The sequence below is a fragment of the Companilactobacillus heilongjiangensis genome, from assembly GCF_000831645.3.
Taxonomy (GTDB): domain Bacteria; phylum Bacillota; class Bacilli; order Lactobacillales; family Lactobacillaceae; genus Companilactobacillus; species Companilactobacillus heilongjiangensis.
Map to the genome: position 1 here is coordinate 1,674,770 of NZ_CP012559.1, position 16,406 is coordinate 1,691,175.

Annotated in this window: 13 protein-coding genes, 3 tRNA genes, 1 rRNA gene and 1 riboswitch; of the genes, 3 read left to right on the forward strand and 14 right to left on the reverse strand. The window is 38.3% G+C overall.

Going from position 1 to position 16,406, the window contains the following annotated elements; all coding sequences use genetic code 11:
• Window positions 1-165 precede the first annotated feature (165 nt).
• The 10 genes from nrdG to lysA form a co-directional block, all read right to left on the reverse strand.
• Window positions 166-747, reverse strand: coding sequence for an anaerobic ribonucleoside-triphosphate reductase activating protein (nrdG, locus tag JP39_RS07645; RefSeq protein ID WP_041501541.1), 582 nt, complete (start codon window positions 745-747; stop codon window positions 166-168).
• Window positions 677-2,887, reverse strand: coding sequence for an anaerobic ribonucleoside-triphosphate reductase (gene nrdD / locus JP39_RS07650; RefSeq protein ID WP_041501540.1), 2,211 nt, complete (start codon window positions 2,885-2,887; stop codon window positions 677-679). The genes nrdG and nrdD overlap by 71 nt, the downstream gene beginning before the upstream one ends.
• Before the next feature lie 255 nt (window positions 2,888-3,142).
• Window positions 3,143-4,477 (reverse strand): hypothetical protein, encoded by a 1,335-nt coding sequence (locus JP39_RS07655; RefSeq protein WP_041501539.1) that lies wholly within the window; start codon window positions 4,475-4,477, stop codon window positions 3,143-3,145.
• Window positions 4,478-4,918: 441 nt separating this feature from the next.
• The gene (locus tag JP39_RS07665; RefSeq protein WP_041501538.1) at window positions 4,919-5,986 is read right to left on the reverse strand and encodes an aspartate-semialdehyde dehydrogenase; all 1,068 of its coding nucleotides are present in this window, start codon (window positions 5,984-5,986) and stop codon (window positions 4,919-4,921) included.
• Window positions 5,987-6,010: 24 nt separating this feature from the next.
• Window positions 6,011-7,195 (reverse strand): aminotransferase class I/II-fold pyridoxal phosphate-dependent enzyme, encoded by a 1,185-nt coding sequence (locus JP39_RS07670; RefSeq protein WP_041501537.1) that lies wholly within the window; start codon window positions 7,193-7,195, stop codon window positions 6,011-6,013.
• 376 nt (window positions 7,196-7,571) lie between these two features.
• Window positions 7,572-8,345 carry a 4-hydroxy-tetrahydrodipicolinate reductase gene (gene dapB, locus JP39_RS07680; protein WP_041501535.1) on the reverse strand — a complete coding sequence of 258 codons (774 nt, stop codon included), beginning with the start codon at window positions 8,343-8,345 and terminating at the stop codon, window positions 7,572-7,574.
• A gap of 11 nt (window positions 8,346-8,356) precedes the next feature.
• Window positions 8,357-9,226 carry a 4-hydroxy-tetrahydrodipicolinate synthase gene (gene dapA, locus JP39_RS07685; RefSeq protein WP_041501534.1) on the reverse strand — a complete coding sequence of 290 codons (870 nt, stop codon included), beginning with the start codon at window positions 9,224-9,226 and terminating at the stop codon, window positions 8,357-8,359.
• Window positions 9,226-10,383, reverse strand: coding sequence for an N-acetyldiaminopimelate deacetylase (locus JP39_RS07690; protein ID WP_041501533.1), 1,158 nt, complete (start codon window positions 10,381-10,383; stop codon window positions 9,226-9,228). The genes dapA and JP39_RS07690 overlap by 1 nt, the downstream gene beginning before the upstream one ends.
• A gap of 2 nt (window positions 10,384-10,385) precedes the next feature.
• Entirely contained in the window at window positions 10,386-11,090 is a 705-nt protein-coding gene (gene dapD / locus JP39_RS07695; protein WP_041501532.1) for a 2,3,4,5-tetrahydropyridine-2,6-dicarboxylate N-acetyltransferase, read from the reverse strand.
• A 15-nt stretch (window positions 11,091-11,105) separates the two neighbouring features.
• On the reverse strand, window positions 11,106-12,389 hold the full coding sequence (lysA, locus tag JP39_RS07700; RefSeq protein ID WP_041501531.1) for a diaminopimelate decarboxylase: 1,284 nt from the start codon (window positions 12,387-12,389) through the stop codon (window positions 11,106-11,108).
• Between the two features lie 76 nt (window positions 12,390-12,465).
• Window positions 12,466-12,647: riboswitch (Lysine riboswitch) on the reverse strand.
• 145 nt (window positions 12,648-12,792) lie between these two features.
• Between lysA and JP39_RS07710 the strand changes: the two genes are divergently transcribed.
• Both JP39_RS07710 and dapF read left to right on the forward strand, forming a co-directional pair.
• Window positions 12,793-14,151 carry an aspartate kinase gene (locus tag JP39_RS07710; protein ID WP_041501529.1) on the forward strand — a complete coding sequence of 453 codons (1,359 nt, stop codon included), beginning with the start codon at window positions 12,793-12,795 and terminating at the stop codon, window positions 14,149-14,151.
• Window positions 14,152-14,167: 16 nt separating this feature from the next.
• A complete protein-coding gene (gene dapF, locus JP39_RS07715) occupies window positions 14,168-15,133 on the forward strand; it encodes a diaminopimelate epimerase (RefSeq protein ID WP_041501528.1) in 966 nt (321 codons plus the stop codon).
• Window positions 15,134-15,220: 87 nt separating this feature from the next.
• Here dapF and JP39_RS07720 read toward each other — a convergent pair.
• Window positions 15,221-15,294 (reverse strand) — tRNA-Arg (locus JP39_RS07720).
• A 182-nt stretch (window positions 15,295-15,476) separates the two neighbouring features.
• On the opposite strand from JP39_RS07720, the gene JP39_RS07725 reads away from it, so the two are divergent.
• Window positions 15,477-15,944, forward strand: coding sequence for a VOC family protein (locus tag JP39_RS07725; protein ID WP_041501527.1), 468 nt, complete (start codon window positions 15,477-15,479; stop codon window positions 15,942-15,944).
• 78 nt (window positions 15,945-16,022) lie between these two features.
• On the opposite strand, the gene JP39_RS07730 is transcribed toward JP39_RS07725, so the two are convergent.
• From JP39_RS07730 to rrf, 3 genes are all read right to left on the reverse strand, one after another.
• A tRNA-Ser gene (locus JP39_RS07730) sits at window positions 16,023-16,113 on the reverse strand.
• 14 nt (window positions 16,114-16,127) lie between these two features.
• Window positions 16,128-16,200 (reverse strand) — tRNA-Asn (locus tag JP39_RS07735).
• A 9-nt stretch (window positions 16,201-16,209) separates the two neighbouring features.
• Window positions 16,210-16,326 (reverse strand): 5S ribosomal RNA (rrf, locus tag JP39_RS07740).
• Between the last annotated feature and the right edge of the window lie 80 nt (window positions 16,327-16,406).

Below are 16,406 nucleotides of genomic sequence, written 5' to 3' on the forward strand. Positions count from 1 at the left end.
TTATAATTAGCTACAATAGTAGACTTTTGGCATACTTTTTCAATTGGAAAGATATTCATTTACTCAATATTATGTCAAATTAAGGTCATTTTTGGCAAAGAAAAACAGTCATATCCAATTTCGATATGACTGTTTGCTTTATTCTTATTTATCAATTGATAATTATTATTTAACTAGCTTTTCCCAGATCACTACATCCCCACTGGCTAGAGACTTGGGCACATCGATAATTCTTTGGTTAGATGACCCTCGAAATTGTAGCGTTAAGTCCTTCTTACGTAATAAAAACCGACCATCGACTAAGATGTCAATCAATGACAGCATTTCTAATTTATCATCTGATTCCTGCATTAATTCGTCCCATGAATAACCAGTCCATGACCAGATATCTTTCGTATGACCAAACTCTTTTCTAATTCGCTTGCATAACGATAAACAGACTTCAGTATTGAGAAATGGCTCCCCGCCAAGTAACGTCAAACCTTGTACATAGCTTTGCCCAAGGTCTTTGATGATCTGATCTTCGAGCTCTTTAGTGTAAGGTTTTCCATAACGAAAATCTTGTGCTGCAACGTTATAACACCCTGGACATCTAAAAAGACAGCCAGAAACATACAGACTGCATCTAACACCTTCACCATCTACAAAGTTAAATGGCTTATAGTCTGCAATTCTTTTAAGACTGTGGTCCTTGCTTAACCATTCTTTGGGAGTCGGATTGTTTGGCTCTCTCATATTTTGCCGCATGCTGTATCATCTCCGAAGTCATATTTTTTCTACGTGAAGCAATTTCGACGTGTCGACCGTGAATCATTGGACGTTGTTGTGGATTGCCTAAATATCCACAGGTTCTTTTAACAACATCACATGTTTGTGGATCATGATTGCCACATTGCGGACAAACGAACCCGCGTGCTGTGGCATTGAACTCACCTTTAAATCCGCATTCAAAGCATTGGTCAATGGAAGTATTCGTTCCCAAATAACCAACATGGTCATAAGCCCAATCCCAAACAGCTTCCAATGCTTTAGGATTCTGACGCAAATTAGGATATTCACAGTAATGAATGAACCCACCCGATGCGTACTTCGGAAACGCCTCTTCAAAAGTCAGCTTCTCAAATGGATTAGGATGCTTTCTAACATCAAAGTGGAAACTATTTGTGTAGTATTCTTTCTCCGTTATGTTTGGTATAACGCCAAATTTCTCTAAATCGTCGCGACAAAATGTGTCTGTCAAAGATTCGGCTGGTGTTGAATACAGACTGTAGTGATAACCACTATCATTAGCCCACTCAACACATTTCTCGTGTAACGCCTTAACGATACTTTCGGCAAAGTCATGTGCTGCTTGGTTACCTTCCCATTTATCGCCAAAGAACTCGCTACATACTTCATATAGACCGATGTAACCTAACGAAACGGTAGCACGTTGATTCTTGAATAGCTCATCAATACTGTCATCTTTTTTGAGACGTTTACCGAACGCACCATACATATACAGTAACGGTGCATTCTCAGGTTTAGCCTGCTTAGTACGTTCGATACGATAGGCTAAAGCGGCGTGACAAATCTGCATTTTTTCTTCAAAGATATTCCAGAATAAATCCACGTCTCCCTTGGATTCCAGAGCAATTCTCGGCAAATTAACCGTTACAACGCCTAGATTCATTCGACCAGAATTAACTTCTTTACCGTTCTCATCTTTCCAACCTTGAAGAAATGAACGACAACCCATTGGTGTTTTAAAACTACCGGTGATTTCTTTGATTTTGTCATACATTAACAAGTCAGGATACATCCGTTTAGTTGAACACTCTAATGCCAACGTTTTAATATCATAGTTGGGGTCACCAGGATTAAGGTTCAACCCCCGTTTGACAGTAAATGTCAGCTTAGGGAAAATGGCTGTCCGATGTTCTTTACCTAAACCTTTAATTCTGATTTCTAAGATTGATTTTTGGATAGCACGTTCCAGCCAATTCGTCCCTAAACCGAAATTAATAGTCGTGAACGGCGTTTGTCCTTGAGATGAGTAAAGTGTATTGATTTCATATTCAAGTGCCTGCATGGCATCGTAAATGTCCTTACGAGTCTTTTCTTTAGCAAACGCTTCTTGCTTATCTTCAACAATCCACTTTTTCGCATCTTTCAGGTGTTTTTGATAGTTGATTTCCGCATATGGTGCCAATAATTGGTCAATTCGATTGGCCGAACAACCACCATATTGCAGTGAAGCCACATTAGCAATAATTTGTGACATTTGAGCAGTTGCCGTTTGAATCGAGCGTGGCGAAGATACCCAAGCGTTTCCAATTTTGAAACCATGGCTCAACATTTCGTCAAAGTCGATCAAGCAACAGTTAGTCTCAGGTGTAACCGGTGAATAATCAAGATCATGCCAATGAATATCACCACGTAAATGTGCTTTAGCAACAAGTTCTGGCAACATTTTTAACCCCATGGCACGACTTGCTACACCGGCTTCCAAATCACGTTGAGTATTAAAGATATTACTATCTTTATTAGCATTCTCATGGACAACTTCTTCGTTACGGTCAAATAGGCGTTCAATATTCAGTTGGACATTTGTAGCACGGGCAAACTTCTCCTGATCTTTTTGAAAGTATTCTTCATATGAATCAGCCTGGCTGACCATACCATTTTCTTTCAAAACACGAAAAATAACATTGTGCAATCCTGTCGCTGTAATCAATTCTTGCTCACAAAAATTGTTCACTAACTTGTCGACAACTAACTGTTTTTGATTATCATTCAACTGTAATTGGTCCAAAACAAACATAATTTTATAAGCATAAAAGTTAGTTTTGACCCCGTTACGTTTTTCTACAGGAATGGCTACTAATTCATCTAATTTGGCATTCATAAAAAATCCTCCTGAACTTCTGACCTTGCGGTAACGTTAAATACTGCTACCATTCTACAAAATTATTAATAAAAAAATAAGACTACTAAATACCAGATGATGTGTTATATAGCACAATCATACAATATATAGTAGTCTTATTTTGATTTCAGCAAAAACATCACTCTAACGGTTTCACAAATCGTCGTTACGTTTACAAATAATCTTGATATGCAAACATTCATTCATGCTCAAAAATTTCCGATATTTTAAAACTTATAGCGTTGTAGTGGTCGATTTTTGCTCTCGCTTGCGAATAAAATAAAATGTAATTGCTGCGCAAACGAAAACGACAGCAGTAATAAAAATATGTACATTATACAGAACGCTAATCGTAGGACCATCAGCAATACTATTATTGAAGAATCCCAAAGCATTAATTTTAGTAAAGTAACTGACAAAATAAATTGTTGTCATGTATACCAATTGTTGTGAAACGTTACCGACGCTTGAAAGCTGATACTTGATCAAGAAGGCACGTTCATTGTCGATATTGGTATTTGAATATAATTCATCATTTAGGATTCGGTTATCTGCCCCAACGAAGACGGAACAGCAGAACAGTCCGACAAAATATGTTGGATTGAATAGCGCCAAGATTAGTCCGATTAACAGTAATGGATAACGAATTTCACGATGTTTTTTATTGAGTAGTGGCCCACATTGAAAGCCCACCAAATATATCGCGTAAACAAGCATCAAACTGTTAAATCCAAAACGAATCGTACTGTCAAAAATGGCATAAAGCATTACATAATTCATAACTACCCCACGGTTGACTGCAGACATACTCAATGGGAAAAGCTTTTTATGAATATCAATTTGATAATAGGCTAAGAAAAAGAATAAGACGATAGCAGCGATACTGATGATTAAATCAAAGGAATTTGAAACTGCTTTGAGTCTCGTGTAACGAATAATAAAGACCAACATAACTAAACTGGCCATGACGATCAAACTAAAGAGCGAATTGACTCGAAACCTTGGTTTCTTCTCCATCCCTTGATAGAACGTCAAACGATGTGTTATCTGCATTCCTCCAACCATTGCAGCAAAGAAAAGCACGGCTAAAAGAAGGAATGATAGATTCAAAAATCTCGTCTTCGTAGCAATTAATTGCACAACCAACAAAATAATCAAAGTCAAAACAACCGACAATAAATGCATTCGATTGAATTTAAACTCTTTATCCATCTGTCCTCGCGAACGAACGGTTAAATAATATGGCCAGATCCAACTCGATGCTAGTCCCAACAAGACACCACCGATGATTCCCATAACTGGATCAGCGGCATCTAAGATGAAGAGTGAACCCATCACCCCGAATAAACTGGACATAGCTAACATCGTTGATGCTGGCAGCGTGATAAACGTCGTCAATAACATCCCTAATGCTCTGAAAGTATATAGCATTAAGAATGGTAAGGCATACGCAAAAACACTCTTATTTTGGTTATATAACGTCAAACAGAAAAAATACGGTATCGCGACTCCAGCGTTGGCTAAAAGATCCAACACACCTTCGTTAAATATACTCATTATTCGCTTCATTATTTTCTCACCTGAAATTAAATGTCTTTGAACATTTTAACAGATATAGCAAAAAAAATAAGGAACACAGGGCAATTTATGTATTCCTTATCTTTAATTATTGCTTGCTTTTATTTCTTCCGTCTCCGGTCGTCAGTAATATAGTCCTGCTATGGGACCGGCTCGAGCCAAAGTACGGTCTCGACCCTCGCTTTGGAGCCTTGCCAAACCCAGCAAGTCTCCAAAGTCGTCCTGTGGTGTAAATGGCTAAAGCCATAACACCACTTCCATTGCTGGACTATATTACTGACAACCTCCGACTAATTCCTTCATTTAGTTCTAAATTCCAATTGAAAACTATATCTATGAATATCGACTAAACACACAAAAACACCCATTCCATTAAAGAATGAGTGTTTTTATATACACTAGAGATTTGAATTAATCAAAAGAGCTGAACCATTATTCAGCAGCTGGCACTGAAACTAAATCGTCAGCAACTAATCTTTCAGCAATCTGTACAGTATTCCAAGCGGCACCCTTCAATAGATTATCGGAAACAACCCACATATTGAAGGCCCCTTCGTTTTCTAAATCGGGACGGATCCGACCAACAAATGTATCACGACTGCCAACCGCATTGATTGGTTGTGGATAAACTTGGTGATCTGGATCATCTTGTAATACGGCACCCGGTGCTTCTCTGATAAGTTGTTGAATCTTTTCAGTTGTGGCTGACTTATCGGCAACTTCAATATAAACTGACTCACCGTGACTAATTGGAACAGGAACTCTGACACAAGTAGCTGTGACTTTGATTTCAGGTGAATTCATATCACCCAACATAATCTTCTTTGTTTCATGAATCATTTTCCACTCTTCATGAGAATAAAGGTTATCTTCCAAAACATCAATTTGTGGTAAGAGGTTGAAAGCTAAAGGATAATGCTCCTTATCGCCCTTCGTTGGAAAAATATCTGCTTTCATGTCTTTACCATCCAAGTAGTCCTGTGCTTCTGCGTATAATTCATTCAAAGCACTCTGACCGGCACCACTAGCTGCTTGATAAGTTGAAACGATAATCTGCTTCAAACCAAAAGCCTTTCTAATTGGTTCCAATGCGACCATCATTTGAATTGTTGAACAGTTAGGATTTGCGATGATCCCACGGTGGTTATACAATGCAGCTTCGTTAACTTCGGGGACAACCAATGGCACATCTTCATCCATTCTAAAAGCACTGGTATTGTCGACACAGACCGCACCACGTTTAACTGCCTCAGGCAAGAGTTTCTTAGAAACGGCTCCACCAGCTGATGCCAACACTAGATCGACACCTTCAAATGACTCTGGTTTGGCTTCTTCAACGGTTACTTCTTGACCTTTAAATTGTAGTTTCTTACCTGCAGAACGATATGAAGCCAACAACTTAATTTTACTTACTGGAATAGTTGACTGTTCCAATTGTTGAATTAAACGTGTTCCAACGGCACCTGTGGCACCTAAAATTGCTACTGTATATCCACTCATAAAAATCCATCCCTTAACTATTATTTATAAATTATCAGTAAACTTTCTCAAACGTTTCATAGCTTCTTGAATATCTTCCATTGAAGCAGCGTATGAAATTCTGAAGTGACCTTCGCCACCTTTACCAAAGGCAACTCCTGGTGTAACACCAACAAGTCCTTCTTCAGCTAATTTATTAGCAAATTCAATTGAATCTAAGTTGTACTTGGCAGGAATCTTAGAGAATGTGTAGAATGCACCTTCTGGCAAGACTGTTTCATAACCCATGTCATTCAACTCACCAACTAAGTAATCACGACGTTCTTGGTAAATTTTACGCATGGCAATTGGATCATCAATCCCATTCTTCAAGGCTTCTTCGGCAGCAAATTGAGCTGGGTTTGAAGGAGCTGTAACGGTAAAGGCGTGCATCTTGTTAGCTTCTTCAACAAAGTCTTTAGGACCGGCGATATAACCGATACGGTAACCTGTCATAGCATGTGATTTTGAGAGACCATTGATCAAAATAGTCTTACCAGGCATCAACTTAGCTAGTGACAAGTGTTTGTGACCATAAGTTAATTCAGCGTAGATTTCATCAGAAATAACAAACATATTCTTATCTTTAACGACATCAACGATTTCTTGTAATTGTTCCTTTGAGTAAACAAATCCAGTTGGGTTTCCTGGGAAATTAAGCATCATTGCCTTAACTTTATCAGGACCTTCTGCTTGGATAACTTCTTCCAAATGTTTACCAGTCATGCAGAAACCATCATCGGTAGTATCAACTTGCACAGGCACACCGCCAAGAATCTTAACGATTGGAATGTACAATGCAAATGTTGGTGTAGGAATAATTACCTTGTCACCAGGGTTGATGATAGCAGCCAATGAATCAAAGATTGCTTCAGTAGCACCAATTGTGACGATAATCTCTGTTTCTGGATCATATTTAAGATCGAATTGTTTGTCCAAGTATCCCGAAATGGCTTCTCTCAAACTCAAGAAACCTTTTTGGTCTGAGTAGTGAGATTCATTTTCCTTAATACTTTCAATGGCAGCATCCTTAACGTGTTCAGGAACGTTAAAGTTTGGTTCACCAAGCGTTAATTTTACTAACCCAGGGATTTTTGCAAATTTCTCGGCAAACTCTCTGATCATTGATCTACCCATTGGGGCAATCGTTTCATTTACTACATTTTTTACTGACGAATCTAATTCTGGCATCCTTCAACACTCCTTAAAAATTAATGTAGTTTAATAATATAACAAATCTGACTAAATTATTAGAGTTTTTGTAATCTTTTTAAGTTTTTTCTTAATTTTTGGTTTACTGCCGCCGGATGAGACCAGAAATTTGTCACACTGCTGTGAGGACCGGTCCGAGCCATAGTGCGGTCTCGGACCTCGATTTTGAACCTCGCAAAACCCGCGAGTTTCAAAACTCGTCCGTGGTGTAATGGCTAAAGCCATAACGCCACCTTCACTGCTGGTACAATTTTCTGGTCTCATCCGGCTATTCTTTTTTTGGTTGCTCGAGTATTACTCACCATTGAAGCAACTACATAATACTGATTTATTAAAAAACCTAAGAAAAAATAGCCTAGATAATTTGTTCCAACCCAATTACCAACTCGTTTTGTTTCATAACTTCATGAACGGCCAACTTAACCCCTGTCATAAAGCTCTGACGATCGGTTGTACTTTGAGAAATGGTTAATGTTTCGCCTACTCCACCAAAGATAACTTCTTCATCAGCTACGAACCCTGGTAGACGCAACGCATGGATTTTTGTTCCATGATAATCGCCGCCTCTTGTGCCCATAGGGTCATCATCACTGTGTTGTGGTTGATTGTGTCCACGTGCCTCATAAATCAATCTAGCTGTGTTTAGAGCTGTTCCTGATGGTGCATCTAGCTTGTCTTCGTGGTGTTTTTCAACAATCTCTGATTCTTCAAAATACTTGGCTGCAACTTGAGCGAACTTCATCATTAAAACTGCTGATAAACCAAAATTAGAAGCAATAATGCCCCCAAGCTGTTTAGCATCAGCGAGTTTCTTTAATTCAGCTGTTTGTTCTTCACTCATCCCACTTGTACCAATGACTGGGCGAATTCCGTGCTCAATCGCAAATTTAGTATTATCGAAAACCGCACTTGGAATTGAAAAGTCGATCCAAATATCTGCTACAACATCAATATCAGATAGTTTATTAAAAATTTTCACATTTTCAGCTAATCCATAAGTCTTCGGATCCAAATCAGTCACGATGGGATTGAATCCAGCAACTAATTCCATATCCTCTGAATCGGCAACCATTTTGATAGCTTTTTGGCCCATTGAACCACTGAAACCTGAAATTATAACTTTTATCATCAAAAAACTCCCTAAACATCTAAGATTTTAAATAATGTGTCTTGCTCAGCTTTATTTAATGGCAGGATTGGCAAACGACAACTGCCGACTTGATAACCAGCTCGATTCAAAGCTGCCTTAACTGGTGATGGCGATGGATACATAAATAATGCGGCCATCTTTGGTGTTAATTGGCGTTGAATCTTACCAGCAATCTGATAATTGCCTTCATCCAATGACTTGAACATTTCAGTCATTTCATCGCCATAGATGTGTGAAGCAACTGAGATGACGCCATTTGCACCGATAACTTTGGCAAACAAGGCTTGAGCATCCTCACCACTAAAGACGGCAAAATCATCGTCAGTATGTTCAACGATATATTCCAAGTCTTCCATGGTATTACACTGCTTAACACCGTAAATATTGCGATTCTTCGACAATTGGACAACAGTTTCCTTTTCCATCAAAACGCCTGTCCGACCAGGAATGTTATAAATCATAATTGGTAATGGAGAATTTTTAGCAACGGTTTCAAAGTGAGCAATCATCCCTCGTTGATTGGGCTTGTTGTAATAAGGCACTACGACCAACGCCATATCAATGCCATCGATTTTTGCCAACTTGTGAATAAAATCAATTGTTCCAGCAGTATTGTTACTACCAGCACCGGCAATAATTGGAGCTCGTCCATTGACGATTTTGACGAATTTCTGATACAGATCCAACTTCTCAGTTTCGGTTAAAGTTGGTGTTTCACCAGTTGTCCCACCGATTACAAATCCTTTTGAACCAGTTGCTAACAAGTGTTCAGTCAACTTCTCCAGTGCCGCATAATCAATCTGATCATTATCATCAAACGGTGTAATGATTGCTGTCATTAAATCAATTTCGTCATCCATTACTCTTCCTCCAAATTCATCCGATAGCCTAAGAAACCAACCATCGCCTCAATACCTTTTTGAATTGCTGCTTCATTCGGCAAGAAATCTGCTGAATGAAGTGCACCTTTACTTTCAACACCTAGCCAAAACATTGTTCCGGGAATTTTATTGATTAAATAACCAAAATCCTCACCAGTCATCTTTGGTTCAGTTTCTTCAAAAGCAACATTTTTATTTTCTTTCATATAATTAATAAATCTTTTGGTTAATTTAGGATTGTTTTCAACAGGATAATAACCGCCCTGATTATAATCAACATCAATCTGACAAATGAATGATTTTTCCAATCCCTCAGCAATCTCTGAAATACGTTGACGGATAAATTCAATCATATCTTGAGTCAATCCACGGATGGTCCCTTCAATTCTAGCCTCACCGGCAATGACATTTCTAATCACACCAGCGTCCAGCTTGCCAAACGTAATCACACCGCACTTGATTGGATCAATACTACGAGAAATCACTGTCTGAACTTGGTTGATGAAGTTAGCCGCAATTACAATCGCATCATTAGCTAAATGTGGGTATGCCGCATGACCACTCTTACCATGAATCGTGATGTTAACCTCAGTCGTACCAGCAAATAATGTGCCCATTCGACAACCAATTACACCAGTTTTCAAAAGTGGATTGTCATGTAATCCATAGAATTCATCAATGTGAAAATCACCACTAAACGCCCCTAAATCATAGGCAACTTTACCGCCACTTTCACTTTCCTCAGCTGGTTGAAAGAAGAACACTAGATTATCTTTGGGTTGATTCTCACTGAAATAATTCAAAATTCCTAACGCCACAGTTGTGTGAATATCGTGTCCACAAGCATGCATCACGCCGGGATTAGTTGATTTATAACTTGATTCATGTGTTTCTGTTACGGGCAAAGCGTCCATGTCGCAACGATAACCGATATTTCTTTGTGGGTTCGAACCCTTGACTAACACCAACAGAGCAGTTGGTAATTCTGGTAGCTCTTTAATTTCCAAATTAGTCTGAGAAAATGATTGAATCACTTGCAACACATAAGCATGTGTCTTAATCTCGTGCATTGCTAGTTCCGGAATGGAATGTAAATGTCGTCTGATCTGAATCAACTGTTCATTTGATAATGTCATAATTACAACTTCCTTAAAGTACTCTCAATTTGAGTTTTATCAGTCGTTTTCTGATCTTTAACTTTAAGAATTTTAGCAGGTACACCGGCAACAACAGTTCCGGCAGCCACATCTTTAGTAACAATAGCTCCGGCACCGACAACAGCATCATCGCCAACTTGAACACCTTCAAGGACAACGGCGTTGGCACCCACGATGACGTTATTTCCAATACGAACTGGTTGGGCAGAAGCAGGTTCAACTACTCCGGCCAAAACGGCATTAGCACCGATATGTGAATTTTCACCAACGATAGCACGACCACCAAGTACGGCACCCATATCAATCATTGTCTTAGCACCGATTTCAGCACCAATGTTGATTACAGCGCCCATCATTATAACGGCGTTATCACCAATTTCAACACGGTCACGGATAATGGCACCTGGTTCGATCCGAGCGTTGATATGCTTGGTATCTAGCATTGGTACACCAGTATTTTGACCATCTGCTTCAGCATAATAATCAGTTAATGAATTAGCTTTCAAGATTGGTTCGATCACTTTAAAGTCCCCGATGATAATTGCCAAGTCGTTACTCTTAAAAACTTTGATTTCGGAAGGAAATTCAATGTGGGAAACATCCCCTTGTAAATAAACTTTTACGGGCGTAGATTTCTTTGAGTTTCCTATATAATTGATAATTTCTTGTGCATCCATTTTTGTCATTAAAATTTCCTCCAATTAGTAATCCAAGTCTAAACTAGTTAAATCTTGATAAGTTTCACGTTTAACAACCAATTTGTCCTGACCATCTTCCACAAAGACAACTGCCGGTCTAGGATTGCGGTTATAATTCATTGCCATCGAGTAACCATAAGCTCCGGTATCAAGTACTGCCAAGATATCTCCGGGTACGGTCTCTGGAAGTGGTTGCTGATCAATCATGATATCGCCTGATTCGCAATACTTACCAGCAATGTGGGCTGTTTCGACGATTGGTTCGTCCATCTTATTAGCAACGACTGCTTCATATTTTGCTTGATATAACGCTGGACGAATATTGTCACCCATACCACCATCAACCGAAACATAAGGTGTTAAATCAGGAATATCCTTGCGAGAACCGATTTCATAAAGTGTATAACCGGAAGGTCCAACAATTGAACGACCAGGTTCGATCCAAATTTCAGGAACATTGTCGCAATTCTGCTTCAGCTCATCGGCAATCTGTTTGATAAATTCGTTAGCAGTAATTGGATCATCATCTTCGTTATAACTAATACCAAAGCCACCACCAAGATTGATTACTTCTGGCCAATAGTTGAATTCCTTTTGAAAATCTTTGGAAATGGCAATCATCTTTTGGGCTAACATAACGAAACCTTGTGTTCCAAAAATTTGTGAACCTATATGGGCATGAATTCCTAAAAGATTCATATTAGAATCATCTAAGACTTGTTTCATGGCTTCTTTAGCTTGTCCAGACTCAACATCGAATCCGAATTTACTATCAGTTTGACCAGTTTGGTCGTACTTGTGAGTGTGGGCTGAAATTCCGGGAGTCAATCGCAACATAACATTAATTTTTTCGTCGTCTGTTTTTAAAATACGTGATAACATTTCAATTTCGTGAAAATTATCTAACATAATTACACCGACATGATTTTGAACAGCCATGACTAATTCGTCAAAGGACTTGTTGTTACCATGGAAACTGATCTTCTCACTGGGAAAACCGGCTGCCAATGCGGTATGCAACTCGCCACCAGAAACGACATCAATATGAACATCTTCTTGTTTCATAACTTGATAGATTGCTTTGACTGCAAATGCCTTACTGGCATAACTGACTTGATATTTCAAACCAGCGCCTTCAAAAGCTGACTTGAATTTTCTTATTTGGCTACGGATCTGGGAAACATCGAATACATATAGTGGGGTGCCATATTTCTTGGCTAAATCGACGCTGTCAACTCCGCCTATCATTAAATGTCCATTCTTGCTCGTTAAATCATTTGTAATCATAATATTTTCTCCTTTTACCAAATAAAAAAGCCTCTTTGCTTAATAACAAAGAGACCCATCAATAATCTGCATCAATTTTGTCATAAGCTCAACGTGACCTACCAATAGCCACGACAGTTCGTATTCTCTTATTAATACGCCCCAGCTTGCTAAATTCTGTAAAATTTAGTGCTTCGGCAATCTTCCCTTTCAATAAGTTCACGGCTTTTACAGAAGCTCCCTCATTTACTAATGTTAATTGCGACCTCTTTTGTTGGTATAAGATTATAACAGTGCTCATAATTCGTCAAGTAATATTAGTAAATTTCTCATTTTTATAAATAAAAAGTAATTTTTTCTTGTCATAACAACGAAAAATGATACACTCATCATTAAAAACAATTTAATTTTAGAGGTGTATTGTATGAAGGTCGTCAAGTTTGGGGGTAGTTCCCTCGCCACCGGAGAACAGTTTGAGAAGGTCATCAATATCGTAAATGATGATTTTGAAAGGAAAGTTATCGTTACTTCCGCTCCTGGAAAACGTTTTGCTGGTGATACCAAAGTTACTGATTTATTAATTGAGTACGCTACCGCAGTTATCGAAAATGTGGATCATACTAATATTGTCAAAGAGATTATCTCAAGATACCGCGAAATAAGCGACTATTTTAAACTCGATGATTCAGTTATCAAACTTCTAAAAGAAAAATTAGTTAATCTTGCTACTACTAAGTTCGTTGATGATGAATATCTGATGGCAGCTTTTAAAGCTCATGGAGAATTTCTCAATGCCATTCTTCTAAATGAAGTCCTGAATGCTAAAGGTATCAAATCAATCTTTGTTGATCCCAAAGATGCCGGTATTATCGTCCACGGTCAACCAAATGACGCGGATATTTCACCAGAAACTTATCTTAATTTGGACAAACTTGAATTACCTGATGATACAAAAGCCGTTTTCCCAGGATTCTTCGGTTACAGCCAAGATGGTAATATTTATACCTTTTCTCGTGGTGGATCTGATATCACCGGTGCACTATTGAGTCGCGGATTACATGCCGACCTATATGAAAACTTTACCGATGTCGATGCAATTTATGTTGCTAACAACCATGTAGTCAAGCACCCACAGGCAATCAAGAAAATGTCATATCGTGAAATGCGTGAACTTTCTTACGCCGGTTTCTCAGTCTTTCAAGATGAAGCAATTATTCCCGCTATCAAGGGTCAAGTCCCTGTTAACGTTAAAAATACTAACAATCCTAGTGCTGAAGGAACCCTAATCGTACCAGAACAATTTCTTTTCAACCCTTCTAATCAAATTACGGGAATTGCTTGTTCAAAACGCTTTTCAGCCTTATACATTCATCGCTACTTGTTGAATAAGGAAGTTGGCTTTACCCTCAAGCTATTAAAAATCTTTTATAAATATAATATTTCTTATGAACATATGCCTTCCGGAATTGATGACCTGACCGTTATCTTTGACCGCACTAAGCTTGATAAGACAACTATCAAACACCTTTGCCACGACGTTAAAGAAGTCCTCCAGCCTGATTACTTGGAATGGATCGACGATTATGCAATTATTATGGTGGTTGGTGAAGGTATCGCCCATAACGTCAATACACTCGGTCAAATTATCGATTCATTGACTAACAATAATATTGCTATTCACATGATCAACCAAGGTGCATCACGCATTTCCATCATGATTGGGATTCAGGAGTCAGATGCTGACGATGCAGTTAAACAAATTTATAAGACATTCTTCGATTAATAATGAGGTGAACAATTTGGTAAAATTACTCAAAGTACATGGTTCAGAAAATAAGTTTTTTATCTTAGATCAAACGCTACTCGAAACAACTTTGAATGATGATGAATTAAAATCTGTCGCAATTAACTTCTGTGACAATATTCTTGGTGGTGCCGATGGATTATTAGTTATCGATACAAGTGAAAACTGTCTTGGCAAGATGCGTGTTATCAATGCCGATGGTAGTGAAGCTAAGATGTGTGGCAATGGCTTGAGAACAGTCAGTCGTTACCTATCCGAAAAATATCAGCTAGATAATTTTAAAATTGAAACTATGGAGTCAGACCTAGATGTTGAAAAGGCTCCAGATCTTTATAACGGCGTTCCAGCATTCAGTGTTGAAATCTCACCAATCTCTTTCCAAAAAGCCGATTTACCCTTCTCATATAAGCAAAATGATGAAATGATCGATATGATGGTTCCTGAATTTTTACCAGACCAGAGTTTTACCGCTATAGCGGTGCCCAATCCTCATTTAATCAGCTTTGTGCCTGAAGTCAGTCAATTAGAATTAGGTGACCTAGGTCAGAAACTTAATGGCAAGAACGAATACTTCCCTGAAGGTGTTAATGTCAGTTTCAGTCAGATTCTCGACACTAATAAAATCTTTGTTCAAACATACGAACGTGGCGTTGGCTTTACCAATGCTTGCGGTACTGGTATGTCAGCTACCAGTCTCGCCTTTGCAATGTTGCACCCAGATAAATTCGACCCTGATAAAGAAATCAGTGTTTACAATCCTGGCGGCATGGTTAAAACTAAAATCACTTTAAATCCAGTCAAAGAAAACAGTCAATTAAGACTAATTGGTAATGCTACATTCACTCATACACTTGAAGTTAGTGAATTCAACCTTCATAGCAACAATCTCAACGACATTGACGTTGCAGAAACTGGTGAAGAGAAAGATTACCAAGCATTCGTTGAAAGTATTTCGCAATAATTTCACAATGGACATCATTTAGATGATGTCTATTTTTTTGCATAAAAAAAAGACCTATGAGATAAACTCATAAGTCTTTCAAATTAGTGCGCCTAGTAGGAGTCGAACCTACAACCTTCTGATTCGTAGTCAGACACTCTATCCAATTGCGCTATAGGCGCATATCAATAACTCAACAAAAATAATTATAGCATACATATTGTAAATTTGTATACGACTTTTTTTATTTTTTAACAACAATTTTTAGATCAAATTTAATTCATAGTTTCTGAGTAAAATTATATATATCTAACACTATAACTGGTACAATTTGGTCATAAAATCAAATCTGGAGATGATTCCGATGCAATCACAAATTTACCCTTACATTGCATTTAATAGCGCTAAGGAAGCTATTGAGTACTATCAAGATGTCTTTGGAGCGACTGAAGTTTATCGTATCAGTCCTCAACTTGAACAAGCTAAGCAGTTTGGTCTTCCTGAAGATTTAAACTTAGAAGATTTAACTATGCATGCCGGTTTTACTGTTCTTGGTATGAAAATTGAATGTTCTGATGCATTTAGTGGCAATGCTGAACCTAGTGGACAAATATCATTAATGTTAGATATAAATAACGAAGATCCCGAAAGCGTTAAAGCTGCTGACAATTTCTACAAACACCTCGAAGAATCTGGTCAAGTTGAAATCACTATGCCCTTCGAGGAACAATTCTGGGGTGGCAAAATGGGTGGCTTTACTGATAAATATGGTATCAATTGGATGTTGCACACATCTCCATGGTCACAATCACAAGATCATAAAAACGATTAATCGTAACAAAAAAGGATTCATATCGAATGATATGAATCCTTTTTTAAGTGTTATATTACCCTTTTGAATTAGAGTTTACGGAGAGTAGGGGGTTCGAACCCCTGATACAAGTCAATACTCGTATACATGATTTCCAATCATGCTCCTTCAACCACTCGGACAACTCTCCAAGATAAAAAAAAACTCCGGTTGTCAGACTCGAACTGACGACAACCTGATTAACAGTCAGGTGCTCTACCAACTGAGCTAAACCGGAATAATAACAGCGTGGCAGCTCCCTATCCTCGCGGGTAGTTTCCCACCAACTACTTTCGGCGCGGAGAAGCTTAACTTCTGTGTTCGGCATGGGAACAGGTGTATCCTTCTCACTATCGCCACCACACTATTTTCGCTCGTACCCTGAAAACTAGATATTAAGAACAATGAATTAAATTTTGAATCACTTCGAACTGCTGTAAACTC

Bases quoted from the DNA above. Each gene is read 5' to 3' on its own strand.
- nrdG (WP_041501541.1), bottom strand. From the start codon at position 747: ATGCGGCAAAATATGAGAGAGCCAAACAATCCGACTCCCAAAGAATGG.
- nrdD (WP_041501540.1), bottom strand. From the start codon at position 2,887: ATGAATGCCAAATTAGATGAATTAGTAGCCATTCCTGTAGAAAAACGT.
- JP39_RS07655 (WP_041501539.1), bottom strand. From the start codon at position 4,477: ATGAAGCGAATAATGAGTATATTTAACGAAGGTGTGTTGGATCTTTTA.
- JP39_RS07665 (WP_041501538.1), bottom strand. From the start codon at position 5,986: ATGAGTGGATATACAGTAGCAATTTTAGGTGCCACAGGTGCCGTTGGA.
- JP39_RS07670 (WP_041501537.1), bottom strand. From the start codon at position 7,195: ATGCCAGAATTAGATTCGTCAGTAAAAAATGTAGTAAATGAAACGATT.
- dapB (WP_041501535.1), bottom strand. From the start codon at position 8,345: ATGATAAAAGTTATAATTTCAGGTTTCAGTGGTTCAATGGGCCAAAAA.
- dapA (WP_041501534.1), bottom strand. From the start codon at position 9,226: ATGGATGACGAAATTGATTTAATGACAGCAATCATTACACCGTTTGAT.
- JP39_RS07690 (WP_041501533.1), bottom strand. From the start codon at position 10,383: ATGACATTATCAAATGAACAGTTGATTCAGATCAGACGACATTTACAT.
- dapD (WP_041501532.1), bottom strand. From the start codon at position 11,090: ATGACAAAAATGGATGCACAAGAAATTATCAATTATATAGGAAACTCA.
- lysA (WP_041501531.1), bottom strand. From the start codon at position 12,389: ATGATTACAAATGATTTAACGAGCAAGAATGGACATTTAATGATAGGC.
- JP39_RS07710 (WP_041501529.1), top strand. From the start codon at position 12,793: ATGAAGGTCGTCAAGTTTGGGGGTAGTTCCCTCGCCACCGGAGAACAG.
- JP39_RS07725 (WP_041501527.1), top strand. From the start codon at position 15,477: ATGCAATCACAAATTTACCCTTACATTGCATTTAATAGCGCTAAGGAA.